This is a genomic window from Micromonospora sp. CA-248260 (assembly GCF_050942205.1).
GTDB lineage: Bacteria > Actinomycetota > Actinomycetes > Mycobacteriales > Micromonosporaceae > Micromonospora > Micromonospora antibiotica.
The window spans coordinates 5,032,116-5,048,972 of sequence record NZ_CP192021.1 but is presented as its reverse complement, the minus strand read 5'-3'; the positions used below and the strand labels follow the sequence as shown (position 1 = coordinate 5,048,972).

Here is a 16,857-nt window from a genome sequence, read left to right as displayed (position 1 = left end):
GGGGGAACGAAGGGCGACCACCTGCCACGTGCGATGGAAGACATCCGCGTCGAGCACGTCGAACGGGCCGGCGGGGAACAGGGGAGTCGGAGCCGGCAAACAGGAGCTGCGCAACGCCCAGCTCCGACACCGTCCTGCCGAGACGGGCCACCCCGCGACGCGCCGTTCCGCCGTACGCGCGCTGTTCGTCTCGTCGCTGGCGAAGGCCGGCCCTCGGTCTTCTTCGTGGAGAGTTCTTGTCGCCAGGGCGACAAGAACTCTCCACAATCACTGTTGACCTCCGACGGCGGGGACGTTGCCGTGGGCGTCCGACCCACTCCCGCCAAGATCCGACTGTGTCGCGTACGTCGTGAGTGCCGGCGACGAACGGTCGTGCGCCGAGGTGCGGCCGGTCACTCCGGGGTGTCGTCCTCGGTGGGGCGCGGCGGTCGGTGCTTCGTGATCCACTCTTCGACGTCCTCGGCCAGCCACACCTTCATGCCGCGTAGCTCCTGGTAGGGCCTCGGGAAGGTGGGATGCCGGGTGAGCTGCTGGAACCGCTGCCGCGAGACACCCATCCGCTGGGCGATCTCGTAGGGACCCATCAGCAGCACCGGGTCACGACTCATGTGGCTGACGGTAGCGAGTCGCCTACTTTGCGATCGGCTATTGCCATCTGACTAAACCTCCACCAGGGACCGTGTCGGTATGTCACGACGAGTGTCCTACCACGAGTATCTGCTCGCCACGGCGATGACGTTGGCGCGGCGGCACCGGCCGGCGTGGTCGTGGCGGCGGTGGCGGTTCGTCTGCCGGTGCGGCAACGAACTGCCCTGCCGTTACCGGCACCGCATCCCGATCAACCAGCGGCACTGGCCGGGCCAGGAGGGGCCGCGATGATCGCGCTGCGGGCCGGGGTGCTGGTGCAGGTGACGCGGAAGGCGAGCCCGCAGTTCGTCAGGCCGATCCTGTTCCGCCTGATCCGGGTCCGCACCGAGTGGATCACGTACGACGGTTGGGCCTGGCTCGACGGCTACCAGATCGACGCCAAGGGTGACGCGGTGGCCCGCCGCTCGATCTACGTCCAGCCGGCCGAACTCCAGCTCCCGAGCCCGGCTCAGAGTCGCCCCGGGCCGGTCCCCACCTCCCGGATCGTTCCTTCGCCGCGACCCGCGCCGCCCGGTGTCCGGAGGAGTCGACCACGGCAACCTAATCGAGATACGTCGATTGACAGAAGTTTGTCCGATCGAGACACTGGTTGAAACATAACCGTGCGTGCGCGGCGTCGTGCCGTCGATGCGGGAGGACCAGATGAGGCTCGTACACCGGCGGCCCCTGCTCGCGGGAGCGCTTGCCGCCGCCACCCTGGTCGGCGTCGTCGGGGTCGCCACCTCGGCCTCCGCCGCCACCGGCTGCCGGGTGACCTACACGGTCTCCAGCCAGTGGAACGGCGGGTTCGGGGCCAACGTCGCCGTCACCAACCTCGGTGACCCGCTCAACGGTTGGCAGCTCACCTGGTCGTTCACCGCCGGGCAGCAGATCACCCAGTACTGGAACGGCACCGTCACCCAGAACGGCGGCCGGGTCACCGTCGGCAACACCACCTGGAACGCCGCACTCGGCACCGGGGCGAGCACGTCGTTCGGCTTCAACGGCTCGTGGAACAACGCCAGCAACCCGGCACCGACCGACTTCGCGCTCAACGGCACCCCCTGCACCGGTAGCACCACCCCGCCCACCACGCCGAACACACCCACCCCGGGCACCCCGCCACCCACCCCCAGCACCACCCCGAGCGGCGCGGAGGCGACCATCGTGCCCGACCCGTCCTGGACCTGCGGCCGGTCCGCAGGCCTCGTGCCCCCGACCCGTGGCCGGCTGGTCTTCCGCGCCACCGCCCAACTCGGCGCGATCCGCGACGTCGGCGTCACCCAGTACGGCCACCGCCGCATCCTCGACATCAGGGGCGGCACGATCACCGGGGACCGGATCAACGGCACCATCCTCACCGGCGGCCTCGACCTCGAACTCACCCTCGGCACCGGCGCGACCGAGCTGGAACAGGTCGCCATCCTGCGCACCGGCGACGGCACCCCCATCTACCTGCGCACCTGCGGTGTCGCACCGGCCGGCGAGTCCACCGTGCGGATCGTGCCCGACTTCGAGGCCCCGAACTCCAGCGCGTACGCCTGGTTGAACACCGGGACGTACGTCGGCACCCGGACCGTCGACACCGCGACGAACACCCTCACCCTGGCCGTGTACGACGTCGCCGGGGTGTCCCCGGCCGACCCGCGCGTGCAGCTACGCGACCCGGCCGGGACGGCCAACCAGTCGTGGGACTGCCTGACCGGCAGCGGCACCCGGGGCGCGGCGGTGTTCACCGAGACCGTCACGCTCGGGGCCAGCGTCTCGGTCGGGGCCAGCAAGCGCGGCACCCGCAACATCATCCCCATCACCGGCGGCACCATGACCGGCCGGGTGACCGGGACCGTCCTGCCCGGCGGGGCGGACTACCAGCTCATCGGCGCGACCAGCACGCTCGACGCCCGGTACGTGCTGTCCACCAACGACCGGGAGCTGATCCTGGTCCGCAACTGCGGGGCGTTCGGCCGGCTGGTGCCGACGTTCGAGGCCCGCGCCGCCGGCCCGTACGCCTTCCTCAACGCCAACACCTGGCTCAGCTCCGACCCGGGTTCCGCCCCCGGCGGCGTGAGCATCACCTTCTACGAACGCCGCTAGCGCGGGGGAGGGTGCCCGCCCCTCCGCCCCGACGCCCGGCCCCGTCCCACGGTCCCCCTGGTGGGGCGGGGCCGGGTGGCACCGCTCAGGTGTCCAGCGCCAACCGGGCCACCTCGTCGGCGCACCCCCAGGACAGCGTCACCCCGGCACCCCCGTGGCCGTACGCGTGCACCAGCCGCCGCCCCGGCGCGGCCCGCACCGCCACCCTCGGCCCACCGTGCCGGGCCGGCCGCAACCCGACCCGCACCCCCAGCACGGGGGCGTCGGCCAGTTCCGGCACCAGCGCCACGCACCGGGCCCGGATCGCCGCCGAGGTGGCCGGGTCCGGGCCGGTGTCCCACTCGTCCGGCTCGAAGGTGCCGCCGAGCACCACGTCGTGCCGGCGCGGGTGCACGTAGGTGATCCCGGCCGGGTTCTCCTCGTCCCGGACCGAGGTGGTCAGGCCCGGATTCGCCACCAGCACCAGGTGCCCGCGTACCGGGTGCACCGCAGGGTCGGCGGCGAGTCGGCCGGCGGCCAGGCCGGTGGCGTTGACCACGGTCGGGGCGAGGGCGAAGCCGTCGTCGAGGCGGTCGAGCCGACCGGCCCGGAGCACCCCACCGGCGGCCGTGAACCGGTCCCGCAGCCAGTCCAGATAGGGCGACATCTCCACCGTCGGGGCGGTGAACCGCAGCTGCGCCGCGTACGGGCCGAAGCCCGGCCCGGTCACCAGGTCGCCGGTCGCCGCCGCCCACCACGGCGGGCCCACCCCCGGCCGGCGCAGCAGCATCCGGGTCGGCCGGGCCACCACCCCGGGCACCCCGGCGGTGGCCTGCCGGCCCAGCTCCGTGTGCGTGTCGGTGGCCCAGCGCAGCACCCGGGGGTCGGCGTCGGTGTGGCTGGGATACCAGACGGCGGCGGCCACCGCCGACACCGTGTCGGCGGGCGGGTCGGCGGTCAGCAGCGTCACCCGTACGCCCCGCTCCCGCAGCCGCACCGCCGCCGTCAACCCGATGATCCCGCCCCCGACCACCAGCACGTCCGTGTCCATCGTCGACCTTCCCGTCGGTGCCGCCCGCAGTTCGGACGACCGGACCTGGATCGTCTCCCCGACCCGACGGACCGGTCCAAGACAGAATCGGCGGCCGGCGATAAGTGCCGCTTATGCTCCCTGGATGGGGGCACCACCGACCACCGGTCCGACCCGACCGGACCACGACCGGGACCGGCCGGACCCAGGCCGGGACGGGTGGGACCTGCGCCGGTGGCGGTACTTCGTGGTGCTCGCCGACGAGCTGCACTTCACCCGGGCCGCCGCCCGGCTGCGGATCGCCCAACCGGCGCTCAGCCAGCAGATCCGCGCCCTCGAACGGCAGCTCGGGGTGACCCTGCTGCACCGGGACAGTCACGGCTGCACGCTGACCGGGGTGGGCGCGCAGGTGGCAGGTGAGGCCCGTCGGCTGCTCGCCGAGGTGGATGCCGCCACCGCCCGCATCCGGGACCTGGTCGGTGGGCGCGGCGGTCGCCTGCGGTTGGCGTACACCCGCTCGGCCCGGGGTGGTCGGGTGGACGCGCTGGTGGCCCGGTTCCGGGCGGCGCACCCCGAGGTGGAGGTCGTCCCCGAGACCGGCTGGACCGCACCCAACGTGACCGGGCTGCTCACCGGTCGACTCGACGTCGCCTTCGTCCGTCCGCCGCTACCGGAGGCGGGGCTGACCTGCCGCCCCGTCGACCGGGAGGAGTTGCTGCTGGCGGTGCCGGTGGGGCATCCGCTCGCGGCCGGCCGGGCCCGGGTGCGCCGGGCCGAGGTGGTCGGGCTGCCGGCGGTGATGTGGCCCCGGGAGAACGGCCCCGGCATGTTCGACCGCACCATCGCCCAGGTGTGGCCCGACGGCGGTTTCCACCTGGTCCGCCAGGAACCCGACGACGAACAGTTGCTGCGCGCGGTGGCCGGCGGCGACGTGGTCGCGGCCGTCCCGGCCGGCCGGGCCCGTGCCCTGAAGGTTCCGGGGGTACGCCTGCGGCGCTTCGCCGCCCCGGTGCCGACCGTCGACGTGGCCCTGGCCTGGCGGACCGGCACCACCGACCCGGCCGTCCGTCGGCTCGTCGCCCTGCTCGCCACCTGCTGATCCGTCGGGCGTCGTCGTCGCGTCGGATCCTGCGGGGGTGTGGACCCGTTCGCCGGCGCAGTTTCGCCGCCATTGCTCGACGAACCCGGCGCACTCGGACGGATATCCGACAATGGACGGTCCCGACGTTTCTGCCGGTGAATATGAATCGCCGAGCGCATTCGCAGCGAGTAATGTGCTGCCTCCCACGGCCCGTACGAACCGCCGTGTTCGTGGAATCGTCCCACTCTGCTCGTGGGTGGTTCGGCCGTGCCCATGGAATCGTCCCGCCGTTTCGGCAGGTGACGCTGTAGTCGAGGAGCCCTGACGTGTCCGACATGGACAGCGCCCCGCAGCCCGGACCCGAAGTCGACCCCGCCCCGGCCCCGACCGTGCCACCGGCCGGGTCGCCGACCGCGCCGCCCGCCGGGTCGCCGACCGCGCCGCCCGCCGGGGCGGTGGCCGGGTCGCCCGCCGACGAATCCGGGGACCGGTTCGCCCACCGCCCGCCCGGCTACCCGAGCGCCCTGGTCTGGTTGCGCGCCGGCATCCTGCGGGACTGGCGGGGCGTGCTCGGCTCGTTCCTGGCCACCTGGTTCTACGTGCCGTTGGCACTGGTGGCGGCCGTCTGGGGCGGCCTCGCCCTCGGCCTCTACGGGCTGATCGCCGGGGGCACCCAGTCCGAGGAGGCGGTGCCGGCGCTGCTGCGGGACGCCCCGCTGGTCGGGCCGCTGCTGGAAGCCTTCGTGGCACGTTCCGGCGGGGTGGTCGGCGGGTTCGCCGGGTTCGCGCTCGGTGCCCTGGTCGGTTTCCTGGCCATCCTGGTGCTGCCCTGGCGCAACGCCTTCGACGAGCCGGCGAACCTCTTCACCGGCCTGGCCGGGATGGTGGTCGCCGCAGGCCTCGTCGGGCTGCTCTATACCGTCGGGCGGGTGCTGCTGGAACCGTGGCTGCTGGGGGTCTCCGGCGCGCGTCTGCTCAGCCGTCGCGAGGCCGAACGGCTGCGTCCGCTGCTGAGCGACTGCGCGGCCCGGCTCGGCCTGCCCGGTGAACCCCGGCTGCTGATCGAGGACGACCCGGTGCTGACCAACGCCCGCGCGTACGCCCGGCACGTGGTGGTGAGCACCGCCGTACTCGACTGCACCGACGAGGAGATCGCCGCGCTACTCAGCCACGAACTGGTGCACTGGCGCACCGGCGACGAGGTGACCAGCGCGTTCATCCGGGGCGTCGGCCTGCCGCTGGTGCTGGTGCACGCACTGCCGGCCTGGCTGATGCGCCGGTTCCCGCACCCGGCCACCGACTTCGTGGTGTTCCTGTTCTTCTGGCCGGTGCTGCTCACCATGCGCTACCTGGTCCTGCCCTGCCACCGCCGGGACGTCCGGGCCGCCGAGTACCGGGCCGACACCGGCGCGGTGCTCGCCGGGCACCGGGAGGGGATGCGCGCCATGCTGGAGCGGCGGCGCTCCTTCGAGACCGGGCGCAGCGGCTGGGACGAGGCGGTCTGCGCCACCCACCCGCCGTCCGAGCTGCGCCTGGACCGGCTGGACCACCCCGTCCCCGACCCGGCCACCGACCGCGCGGCCACCGCACGCGGCCTCGACGAGCTGTTCGGCGGTACGACGGGTGCGACGGTCGGTTCCCGCCGGGCGCTACTGCTGGTCGGCGCGTTGGTGCTGGTGAGCTGCCTCGGCGGGGGGTTGACGGCGACCCAGTGGGCGTTCTTCCGTCCCCAGGCGGCCGTCAGCGACTACTTCGCGGCCCTGGACGACCACGACGCCCCCGAGGCGCTCGACCAGCTCACCCCCGACGTGCGGGCGGCGCTGGGCGACAGCGGGCAGCTCGCCCGGATGGTGGCGGCGAAGGACTACCGCCCGCCCACCGACGTCTCCGTGACGGGGGTGGAACGCGACGGCGACGAGGCGGTCGCGACGGTCGCCTACACCCTCGCCGGGCGGAAGCTGACCGCCGAGCTGCCGTTGCGCCGCGACGACTCCGCCGTGCTCGGGCTGTTCCACCGCTGGCACCTCGACGCCGCCCCGGCGACCCTGACCCTGCCCGGCGGCCCGGCCCCGCTGACCGTCAATGGGGTGCCCGCACCCACCGGTGAGGAGGGGGTCGCGGTACCGCTGCTGCCCGGGGCGTACACGGTCGCGGGGGAGAGCAACGCGCTCAGCGAGACGGCGCCCCGGGTGGTCTACGTCGTACCCGGGCAGCAGAGCGTGAGCGGCGCGGAGCTGACGCCCACCCTGCGACCCGAGGCGCTGGCGGCGGCGGAACAGAGCGTGCGGTCCTACCTGGACGGCTGCGCGGCGCAGGCGGTGGCCGCGCCACCGGGCTGCCCGCTGCGCTACTACAGCGGCGGTTCGACGGTGAAGAAGATCGCCTGGAAGATCACCGAATACCCGAGGATCGAGCTGACCCTGACCGGCCCGACCACCGCGCGGGTCTCCACCGCGTACGAGTCGCAGGGGTCGGCGCGGGCCACCGGCAGCACCGTCGGCTACTTCGGGACCACCCCGTTCAGCGACACCCAGACGGTCGGGGTCAGCGGTGTGCTGTCGGTGGTCGACGGCAAGCTGACCTTCCAACCCGGTGACGACTGAGCCGGCGTGTGCCGACTGAGCCACCCGGTGTCGACGGTGCCGTCCGGTGCCGGGTCGCACCGTGGCGACGACTGATAGGGAGATCGAGATGACCGCCCCCCGTTCCACCGCCCCGGCCCGGCTGGTGCTGGCCCCGCGTGCCGCCGGGCCGCACCGGGTGCCGCTGCTGGCCTGGCTGCACCGCGACCCGCGCTACCGGGCCCTGGTCCGCGACGCAGGCCCGGGGGGCGGGGCCGGTGGCCGGGCCGGTTTCAGCGACGCGGTGATCATCGCGGTGGTGGCCCAGGGGTTGCTGCCCGGCCTGTTCAACCTGGTGCAGAGCTGGGTGGACCAGCAGCGGACCGAGGTGAGCATCCGGCTCCAGGTCGGCGACTCCGAGGTGGAGATCCAGGTCAACGGCCGTACCGACGCGGCGAAGCTGTTGGACGAGGCCCAGCGGGCGCTGCGCCCGACCGACCCCGGCAACGAGATCACCCCCGGCGGCTGACCCACCGCCACCCTGCCCCGAGCCGACCCGGGCCCCGGCCCCGCCCGCCCCCGCCCGCCCCCGGGCCCGCCCGCCCCCGGGCCCGCCCGGCGTGCGGCGCTCGGCGCGTCGGGGCTCAACGAGGGGGGCGATGTAGCGGTATCCGCAGCTTGGGATGCCGCTACATCGCCCCCCTCGTGTGCCGGGCGCTGTGGGAGGAACGGGGTTCCGGTCTCGTCCGGGGCCGGAAACCACATCGCTCCCGTCGTGGGTCGGGTGCTGCGGAGGCTGTCGGAGGCACTTTTCGCCGAGACCCTTATGCCTGTCCGTCATATATATGACGGACAGGCATAAGGGTTGTTCGACCTGTTGCCGTCAGGCACGACGCGCCGGGGCGGGTCGGTCAGGCGGCCTTGGCCAGGGCGTCGTACTCCTCGTCGGTGAGCTGCACCTGGGCGGCGGCGACGTTCTCCTCCAGGTGACCGACCGAGGACGTACCCGGAATGGGCAGCATGACCGGCGAGCGGCGCAGCAGCCAGGCGAGCGCGAGCTGGGCGGGCGTCGCCTCGTGGCCGGTGGCGATGGCGTCCAGCGGGCCGCCCGGCTTGGCCAGGTTGCCGGTGGCGATCGGGAACCACGGGATGAACGCCAGATCGTTGCGCTCGCAGTGCTCCAGGACGTCCTCGGCGCTGCGGTCGGCCAGGTTGTAGAGGTTCTGCACCGACACGATCGGGGTGATCTGCTGCGCCGCCTCGATCTGCTCGACGGTCACCTCGGACAACCCGATGTGCCGGATCTTGCCCTCCTGCTGGAGCAGGGCCAACTCGCCGAGCTGGTCGGCCAGCGGCACCTTCGCGTCGATGCGGTGCAGCTGGTAGAGCCCGATCGATTCCACGCCCAGGTGCCGCAGGCTCAGCTCACACTGCTGGCGCAGGTATTCCGGCCGCCCCACCGGCCGCCAGTCACCCGGCCCGGAGCGGGTCAGCCCGGCCTTGGTCGCGATGACCAGGTCGTCGGCGTACGGGTGCAGCGCCTCCCTGATCAGCAGCTCGGACACGAACGGCCCGTACGAGTCGGCGGTGTCGATGAACGTGACGCCCAGCTCGTACGCCCGGCGTAGCACCCGCACCGCCTCGGCCGGGTCCTTCGGGTCACCCCACACCCCCGGGCCGGTGAGCTGCATGGCCCCGTACCCGAGCCGGTCGACCTGGAGGTCGCCACCGATCCGGTAGGTGCCGGACGCCTTCGCGGGCTGACTGCTGGACCCCATGTGCCGTACCCCGATCCTGTTCGTTGTCGTCAGCGGCAAATCTAGCCACCGCCACAACGCCTTTCCCGAAGATCGCCGTCGGCAACACCCACGGGCCGAATGTGGGCACCGACACGGGTGCTCAGCCGACGTGCCGGATGACCACCAGCGCCTGGTCGTCGTCGGAACCGGAGAGCTTGGCCAGCAGGGTGTCCGCGATCACCTCCACCGGCTGGTCGCGCACCGGCACGATCACCTCGTGCAGGGCCGTCACCCCGGCGTCGTACGCCTGGTCGCGCCGTTCCACCAACCCGTCCGTGTACGCCACCAGCAGGTCACCCGGGCCGAACGTCACCGTGGTCACCGGCACCGGATCACGGACCAGCCCCAGCGGCAGCGAGTGCCCCGTCCAGACCGTCTCGGGGGGCCGCCCCGACGGCAGCAGCACCGGGTGCGGATGCCCCACCCGGGCCACCTGCGCCTCGCCGGCCACCGGGTCGACGACCATCGCCAGGCAGGTGCCGAGGAACCCGACCCCGAGCAGCCCGGTCAACCGGGGGAACACCTCGGCCAGCGGCACCCCGGACCGGATCAGGGTGTTCACCACCGTCCGCAGCTGCGCCATGTCGGCCGCCGCCTCGACCTGGTGGCCCACCACGTCGCCGACCACCACGGCCAGCCGGCCGTCGTCCAGGTCGACCAGGTCGTACCAGTCCCCGCCCAGGTGCAGGCCGCTCATCGCCGGCTGGTAGCGGGTGGCCACGTCCAGACCGGGGGGCCCGACCGTGGCCGAGGTGCGCAGCCGGCCCGCGAGCCGGGTCACCAGGTTGTGCTCGGCGGCGGCCAACCGGACCCGCTCCAGGGTCTGCTCGCACAGGTCGGCGATGGTGTCCAGCAACGCCAGGTCGTCGTCGGGCAGCGGACGTTCGCGGGGCCAGCCGAAGCCCAACGCGGCGATGGGCCGCCGGGAGGCGTCCAGCAGCGGCAGCACGACGGTGGTCACCATCCCGTACTCGCCGGCCGGGTCCGGCAGGCCGGGATGCCGGGCGGCGAACTCGGCCCGGTTACGCAGGATGATCCGTTCCCCGGTGCGCAGCGCGCGGGCGATCGGCCGGGGATCGTCGATGGTCAGGTCGTCGAAGGTGGCGACCAGCCCGCTGGGCAGCTCCGCGTGCCACAGCCGGACCCGTCGGCCCTCGTCGCGCATCGCCAGGCCGGGCAGCGCCGCGCCGAGGGCCATCGGCGCGGCGTCCAGGATCACCTCGATCGCCTCACCGGTGGACCGGGTGACGCTGAGCCGGGCGGCGAACTCCGCCATCGCCCGCGCGGACGCGGTCAGCTCGGCCCGGCGTAACGCCTGGCTGCACAGCCCCGCCACCGCGTCGAGCAGGATCCGGCGGGCCTCCTCGTCGGCGACCGGCCCGTCCCAGCGCACCTCCAACGCCCCGAGCACGGTGCCGGTGCCGTCGCGCAACGGCAGGCACAGCCCGTCGGGCAGCGCGACGGTCGCCTCCTCGCGTACCGCGCGGGCCAGCGGCGCGTCGTCGGCCACCGCGAGCCGACCGGGGCCGTTCCCGTCGGTCACCGTCAGGTCCAACGCGCCCGCGGTGGCCACCGCGACCCGGACTTCGGTTGCCCCGACCAGCGCCGGCGTGACCGTGATGACCACGTCCGTCACCGCCGTGCGGGTCCCGGCGGCGCTGAGCGACCCGGCGAGCCGGGCCAGCCCTTCAGCCTGCCGCAGCGCCTGACGCCGCTCCCCGGCCGCCGGGTGTGGGGCCTGCTGCTGGCCGGGGTCCCGGCGGCCACGGCGGCGCGCAGCGGGAACCCCGGTGCTGGTGGCGGTCCCGGCGCTGGTGGTGTCCGACCGTGGGGATCCGGTCGGGTCGTCGGCGTCGGTGGCCCCGCCGGTGTGGCCGATCGCCTCGGCGACGGTGGTGAAGACGCCGCCGGGCCGGCCGGTGGCGTCGACGATCGGAGCCGACGAGAAGACCAGTCGGTGGCGCTCCGCGCCGGAGCCGACCTCCCGTTCCTGCCGGCAGGTCACCTGGCCCGTGGTCAGCAGCCCGGTCAGCGTCGGCACCGCGTCCGGCCAGACCGCCGCCCCGGGTTGGCCCGGCTCCTGCGCGCCGACCGGGTCGGGCAGCGCGAGGTACCCGTCGTTGGGCAGCAGCACGAGTTCCGGTCCCCACCAGATCGCGGCTGGTTCGGGGCTGTACAGGCAGATCACCAGGGCGGTACGCAGGCTCGCCGGCCAGTCCTCGACGGGCCCGAGCGGGCTGCCGGCCCAGTCGTGCCCGACGATCCGACGGCCGGTCCGGCCGGCCCGGGAGAGCAGGTCCCGCCAGCGTGCGTCGTCCGGCGGCCGGGGAGCGGCGGCGGAGCGAGTCATGTCGGGACCTCCGCTCTGCGGATCGAGCGCTTCCCCATCAGTCGGACCGTACCAGCGTGGGCCGATCCGCACGTCTGTCGATCATCCGGTTCGGGTCTGCCGGAACGTCGCCCCCGCTGTCCGACGGGCCCGTGCCGGGGCCCGCCCGGCGGACCCCGACCCGGTGCGCCGCCCGCGTCGGCCGTCCCGCTCCGGTCCCGGTGCCCGCCGTCGGTCCGGGTCGGTGCCGGCGACGGTCCGGGGAGGCGGTCCGGGGAGTTGTCCCGACCCGCCGCGAGGGGTGTGCCCACCGTGCGACGCTGGCCGGGTCCGGGGCAGACCGGCGCGGGGTGGCGCCGACGCGGGGAAAGGGACGCGATGACGGGTACGCCGCAGCTGGACTTCGCACTCGACACGTACGAGTGCATCGTGCTCTATCCCGGCCCGGCCGGTCGGGTGCTGCCGAAGGAGACCGTGCAGCGGCTCCAGGCCGAGCACTTCGCGCACATGCGGGCCCTGCAACGCCGGGGTCTGGTGCTGGTGGCCGGCTCGATCGACGGCCCGGCCCGGGAGCCCGCCCCGCCGATCGGCATCGGCCTGGCCCGCACCGGCTCGGTCGAGGACGTACGCAGCGTGATGGAGGCGGACCCGGCGGTGCAGGCCGGTCTCTACATGGTCGACGTGCTGAGTTTCCTCTGCCCGGCCGGCTCGTTGGAGTTTCCGCTGGTCAAGACCGACAGCTAGGGGCGGCGGGGTCCGGACGTCGGGTCGTGGTGACCGACGGTGCCGGTGTCGGGGCGGACGAGCACGGGAGCGCGCGGACGGCGTTGGTCCCCGGGCGGTACGATTCCCGGCGCGCGGTCGCCGATGCCCGCGACTCCCCGACGTCCCGGCGTGGGCTGCGTCCCGCCGGCCAGGCGCCCACCCCGCGCGTCGTCGGACCCCTGTTCCTCAGTCCGCAAGGGGTCGACCCCCAGGTCGACCCGGAGGAGAGACTAGCCTGATGGGCGTGAACCGCCGCGCGAAGATCGTCTGCACTCTTGGTCCCGCCACCTCGTCCCCGGAGCGGCTCCGGGGCCTCATCGAGGCGGGCATGAACGTGGCCAGGCTGAACTTCAGCCACGGCAGTCACGCCGACCACGAGTCGGTGTACCGCATGGTCCGCGAGGCAGCCGAGGCGGTCGGCGTGCCGGTCGCCATCCTGGCCGACCTCCAGGGCCCCAAGATCCGGCTCGGCAAGTTCGCCGACGGGCCGCACGAGTGGCGTACCGGCGACTCGGTGGTGATCACCGGGGACGACATCCTCGGCACCCGGGACCGGGTCTCCTGCACCTACCGCAAGCTGCCCCAGGAGGTGAAGCCGGGTGACCGGCTGCTGATCGACGACGGCCGGGTCGCCGTCGAGGTCAGCGACGTCACCGGCAACGACATCCGGTGCCTGGTCACCGAGGGTGGCCCGGTCTCCAACAACAAGGGCGTCTCGCTGCCCAACGTGGCGGTCAGCGTCCCGGCGATGTCGGACAAGGACGCCGAGGACCTGCGTTTCGCCCTCGGCCTGGGCGTCGACCTGATCGCGCTCTCCTTCGTCCGTACGGCGGAGGACATCAAGCTCGTCCACAGCATCATGGACGAGGAGGGTGTGCGCCGTCCGGTGCTGGCCAAGGTCGAGAAGCCCGAGGCGGTCGACCACCTGGAGGCGATCGTGCTCGCCTTCGACGGCGTCATGGTGGCCCGGGGCGACCTCGGTGTCGAGATGCCGCTGGACCAGGTGCCGCTGGTGCAGAAGCGGGCCGTGCAGCTGTGCCGGGAGAACGCCAAGCCCGTCATCGTGGCCACCCAGATGCTCGACTCCATGATCGAGAATTCCCGGCCCACCCGCGCCGAGGCCTCCGACGTGGCCAACGCGGTGCTCGACGGCGCGGACGCGGTGATGCTCTCCGGCGAGACCAGCGTCGGCAAGTACCCGGTGCTCACCGTCAGCACCATGGCAAAGATCATCACCACCACCGAGGCCGGTTCGATCGGGGTGCCCCGGCTCCAGCACGACCCGCGCACCCACGGTGGCGCGCTGACCGTGGCGGCGTCCTCGATCGCCCGCGCCATCGGGGCGAAGGCGCTGGTGGCCTTCTCGCAGACCGGCGACACCGTCAAGCGGCTCAGCCGGTTGCACTGCGACCTGCCGCTGCTGGCCTTCACCCCGGTCCCCGAGGTGCGCAGCCAGCTGGCGCTCTGCTGGGGCGTGGAGACCTTCCTGATGCCGTTCGTCCAGCACACCGACGACATGTTCCGTCAGGTCGACCAGGCTCTGCTCGGCCTCAACCAGGCCACCCCCGGCGACTACGTGGTGATCGTCGCGGGCAGCCCGCCCGGCACCCCCGGCTCCACCAACACCCTGCGGGTGCACCAGCTCGGCTCCCTGGTCGACGCCGCCTCCGCCCGGGCGCTCCAGTGAGCACAGGGAAACTCCCGGTGAGCGTGAGGAGCACGCCGGGTTTGCGCGCCCCGCAGTCGCGAACAGAGCCAGCCCGGTGAGCGCGAGGAGTGAGCCGGGTTTGCGAGCCCCGCAGTCGCGAACAGAAGCAGGCCGGTGAACGGGCGTCCGGCGGCGACCGGTCAGGCCGCGGTCGACCAGCTCCTCGAGGTCCTCGACCTCGACCACACCGGCTCGATGACCTTCCGTGGGGTCAGCCCCTCGGTGGGTCCGCAGCGGGTGTTCGGGGGGCAGGTCGCCGGACAGGCACTGGTCGCCGCCGGGCGCACCGTCGACCCGGACCGGTTCGTGCACTCGCTGCACGGCTACTTCGTCCGGCCCGGCGACCCGGCCGAGCCGATCGACTACCAGGTGGAGAACGTCCGGGACGGGCGGTCCTTCTCGGTCCGCCGCTCGGTGGCGTTGCAGCACGACAAGCCGATCTTCTTCATGTCGGCGTCCTTCCAGCGGCAGGAAGAGGCCCTGGAACACCAGGCCCCGACCCCGCCCGACGTGCCCGGCCCGGACGACGTGCCGACGATGTCCGACCGGCTGGCCCGCTATCCGGAGCGGCTCGGCATCTGGGGGCAGATTCCCCGCCCGATCGACGTCCGCTACGTCGGCGAACCCGGCTGGGTACGCCCCGGCGACCGGCCCGCCGACCCGCACCAGCGGGTCTGGATGCGCATCGACGGCAAGTTGCCCGACGATCCACTGCTGCACGCCTGTGCGCTGACCTACGCCTCGGACCTGACCCTGCTGGACTCGGTCCTGTCGGTGCACGGCGAGGTCTGGGGTCCGGGCGGTCTGGTCGGGGCGAGCCTGGACCACGCCCTGTGGTTCCACAGGTCGTTCCGGGCCGACGAGTGGTTCCTCTACGACTGCTGGAGCCCGTCCGCCTCCGGTGCGCGGGGTTTGGCCACCGGCCGGCTGTTCACCCTCGACGGCCGGCACATCGCCAGCGCCGTCCAGGAGGGCCTGCTGCGCCGCGTCGGCGCCTGAGCGGACCCGCCCGCGCCGGGTCGCCGCCACCCGCTGACCGTGGGGTGCGGGGAAGGTGGCGCGTCGGGCGGTGGCGGTGCGCAGGTGGTCGGGCAGGGACCGGCCGGGTGGTCAGAAGCTGCTGACCACCTTGACCAACGCCTCGTCGATGGTGGTCGGGTTCTTGGCGTCGAACGCCTTGCCGGACGACGCCTTGGCGATCCGGTCCAGCGCGGCCAGGTCGGACTCCTGGTCGAAGGCCACGCAGAAGACCTTCACCGGCTTGTTCGGGTCCAGTGCGATGTCCCGCAGCAACCGGTCCAGGTCGCTGTCCTTCTGGTATTCGTTCTTGCCGTCGGTGAGCACCACCACCGCGTTGATCCGCTTCGGGTCGTACCTGTCGAGCAGGGAGCGGTGTGCCGCGCGGACCGTCGCGTACAGGGCGGTGTTGCCACCGATGCGCAGCCCGGCCAGCTTCCGGTTGAACGCTTCCCGGTTCAGCGGCGCGAGCCGTACCTCCTCGCTGTACGGCTTCTTCGGCCGTTGCGGGGTCTCGCTGGAGAACGACCAGAGCGCCACCTGGTCGGCGGCGTTGAGCAACCCGATCGCCTTGCTGGCGGCGTCGGTCGCCACCTGGAACCGGGTCCGGTCGCCGACGGTGGCCTTCATCGAGCCGGAGGTGTCCACGGCGAGCAGGATGTTCGCCTTCTTGCGCAGGGTGTCCCAGCTGCCGAGGATCGCGCCGACCACCTCCGGGGTGGGCGGGTCGAAGTAGGTGAGCCGGTCGCCGCCCGGCCCGGCCACCGTGGCCAGCAGCGTGTCGGCGGGCTGGCGCTCGTCGTCCCGGAAACCGAGCGCGGCGAAGCTGCGTTGCTGCGGGCCGTCGCGGAGGAACGTGAGGAAGTCCTCGGCGGCCTCGCGTTGCGCCGGGTCGGCGGAGGGCAGCACCACGTACGGGTGGTCGAGGTTGAAGGTGCCCTCCTTGGGGTGCACCGCCACCAGCGGGACCCGGGGCTTGCTGCCGGTGGGGCTGAGCTGCCCCTGGTTGTAGAGGTAGACCAGCTCCTCCTGGAGGACGATCGCGCTCATGTCCGTGGCCGGGGTGTCCCCGGTGGCGGTGGCGTCGGCCTCGGCGAGGTTGCGCAGCAGGTCCACCGAGTCGTCGCTGTAGTGCGAGACGTTGGCCTCGATCCGCCTGACGAACTGGGTCACCGCCGGCTGGGCGAGGTCCTCGCTGGTCAGGTCGCTGGCCCGGCTGACCGCCGCGTAGTAGGTGGCGATGGTGGCGGCCAGGCCGGAGGTGGACAGGTGCGGGTTGTCCTTGCCGAAGGTGAACCGGCCCCACTCGGGCTTGCCGAACGCCGCCCAACCGGTGTCGCCGGAGAGGCCGAGCACGTCGGCCCAGCCGAGCGGGCCGCGCTGCTGCACCACCTCGCCCCGGTCCTTGGGCATGGCGATGACCAGTGGACTGTTGGCGATGGACGGGTACTGCCCGGGGGTCTGGGCGGGTCGGCCCGCCGCGGAGTCCAGCAGGCGCAGCTGCCCGGTCCACAGTGACGAGGTGGGCAGCCACACCTGTGGTTCGGCGACCTTCGGCTGGGTGAGCGCCCACCCGCCGGCCAGCGCCTCCATCGCCTCGCCCGAGTTGAGACCGTGCACGGTCACCTGCGCGCACCGCCCACCGAAGCGCCGGTCGGCGGCGTTGTACCGGTCGGCGAGCTGGGCGACCAGCGCGCTCTTCTCGGTGGAGGAGCTGACCTCCAGCGGTACGCAGTCGGCCCGGTCGGTGCCGGGCGTGGGCCGGACGTACAGGTACGCCCCGGCGATCACCGCGAGCCCCGCGACGACGGCCACCGCGTGCGGCAGCCACGGTCGGGCGGGACGCTGACCGGTGGCCATCGGCTCC

Annotated in this window: 14 protein-coding genes; 9 read left to right on the top strand and 5 right to left on the bottom strand. The window is 73.3% G+C overall.

The features are described 5' to 3' along the window. Window positions 1–392: 392 nt before the first annotated feature. Window positions 393–608, bottom strand: coding sequence for a helix-turn-helix transcriptional regulator (locus tag ACQP2H_RS21530; RefSeq protein WP_219463832.1), 216 nt, complete (start codon window positions 606–608; stop codon window positions 393–395). Between the two features lie 79 nt (window positions 609–687). On the opposite strand from ACQP2H_RS21530, the gene ACQP2H_RS21525 reads away from it, so the two are divergent. The 3 genes from ACQP2H_RS21525 to ACQP2H_RS21515 are packed head-to-tail and all read left to right on the top strand — an operon-like array spanning window position 688 to window position 2,721. Beyond that, window positions 688–879 carry a hypothetical protein gene (locus ACQP2H_RS21525; protein ID WP_219463829.1) on the top strand — a complete coding sequence of 64 codons (192 nt, stop codon included), beginning with the start codon at window positions 688–690 and terminating at the stop codon, window positions 877–879. After that, a complete protein-coding gene (locus ACQP2H_RS21520; RefSeq protein WP_433228628.1) occupies window positions 876–1,241 on the top strand; it encodes a hypothetical protein in 366 nt (121 codons plus the stop codon). Before ACQP2H_RS21525 ends, ACQP2H_RS21520 begins: the two co-directional genes overlap by 4 nt. A gap of 49 nt (window positions 1,242–1,290) precedes the next feature. Next, window positions 1,291–2,721 (top strand): DUF3237 family protein, encoded by a 1,431-nt coding sequence (locus ACQP2H_RS21515; RefSeq protein ID WP_433228626.1) that lies wholly within the window; start codon window positions 1,291–1,293, stop codon window positions 2,719–2,721. A gap of 85 nt (window positions 2,722–2,806) precedes the next feature. On the opposite strand, the gene ACQP2H_RS21510 is transcribed toward ACQP2H_RS21515, so the two are convergent. Beyond that, entirely contained in the window at window positions 2,807–3,751 is a 945-nt protein-coding gene (locus tag ACQP2H_RS21510; protein WP_433228624.1) for an FAD-dependent oxidoreductase, read from the bottom strand. A 124-nt stretch (window positions 3,752–3,875) separates the two neighbouring features. On the opposite strand from ACQP2H_RS21510, the gene ACQP2H_RS21505 reads away from it, so the two are divergent. From ACQP2H_RS21505 to ACQP2H_RS21495, 3 genes are all read left to right on the top strand, one after another. Then, window positions 3,876–4,829, top strand: coding sequence for a LysR family transcriptional regulator (locus tag ACQP2H_RS21505; RefSeq protein WP_433228622.1), 954 nt, complete (start codon window positions 3,876–3,878; stop codon window positions 4,827–4,829). A 317-nt stretch (window positions 4,830–5,146) separates the two neighbouring features. Then, entirely contained in the window at window positions 5,147–7,414 is a 2,268-nt protein-coding gene (locus ACQP2H_RS21500) for a M48 family metalloprotease (RefSeq protein ID WP_433233619.1), read from the top strand. An 88-nt stretch (window positions 7,415–7,502) separates the two neighbouring features. Continuing rightward, window positions 7,503–7,901, top strand: a complete 399-nt coding sequence (locus ACQP2H_RS21495; protein ID WP_219463820.1) for an effector-associated constant component EACC1 — start codon at window positions 7,503–7,505, stop codon at window positions 7,899–7,901. A 382-nt stretch (window positions 7,902–8,283) separates the two neighbouring features. On the opposite strand, the gene ACQP2H_RS21490 is transcribed toward ACQP2H_RS21495, so the two are convergent. Beyond that, complete coding sequence (locus ACQP2H_RS21490; RefSeq protein WP_363818418.1) at window positions 8,284–9,150, bottom strand: aldo/keto reductase; 867 nt, start codon at window positions 9,148–9,150, stop codon at window positions 8,284–8,286. Window positions 9,151–9,271: 121 nt separating this feature from the next. Then, window positions 9,272–11,521: a PP2C family protein-serine/threonine phosphatase gene (locus ACQP2H_RS21485; RefSeq protein WP_433228620.1), complete on the bottom strand. Its 2,250-nt coding sequence runs from the start codon at window positions 11,519–11,521 to the stop codon at window positions 9,272–9,274. Between the two features lie 357 nt (window positions 11,522–11,878). Here ACQP2H_RS21485 and ACQP2H_RS21480 point away from each other — a divergent pair, with 357 nt between their 5' ends. From ACQP2H_RS21480 to ACQP2H_RS21470, 3 genes are all read left to right on the top strand, one after another. Then, window positions 11,879–12,244 (top strand): YciI family protein, encoded by a 366-nt coding sequence (locus tag ACQP2H_RS21480; protein WP_208569252.1) that lies wholly within the window; start codon window positions 11,879–11,881, stop codon window positions 12,242–12,244. Between the two features lie 259 nt (window positions 12,245–12,503). Beyond that, the gene (pyk, locus tag ACQP2H_RS21475) at window positions 12,504–13,952 is read left to right on the top strand and encodes a pyruvate kinase (RefSeq protein WP_219463817.1); all 1,449 of its coding nucleotides are present in this window, start codon (window positions 12,504–12,506) and stop codon (window positions 13,950–13,952) included. A gap of 135 nt (window positions 13,953–14,087) precedes the next feature. Beyond that, the gene (locus ACQP2H_RS21470) at window positions 14,088–14,972 is read left to right on the top strand and encodes an acyl-CoA thioesterase (RefSeq protein ID WP_208569250.1); all 885 of its coding nucleotides are present in this window, start codon (window positions 14,088–14,090) and stop codon (window positions 14,970–14,972) included. Between the two features lie 111 nt (window positions 14,973–15,083). Here ACQP2H_RS21470 and ACQP2H_RS21465 read toward each other — a convergent pair whose 3' ends face one another. Then, window positions 15,084–16,850 (bottom strand): vWA domain-containing protein, encoded by a 1,767-nt coding sequence (locus ACQP2H_RS21465; RefSeq protein WP_219463816.1) that lies wholly within the window; start codon window positions 16,848–16,850, stop codon window positions 15,084–15,086. Between the last annotated feature and the right edge of the window lie 7 nt (window positions 16,851–16,857).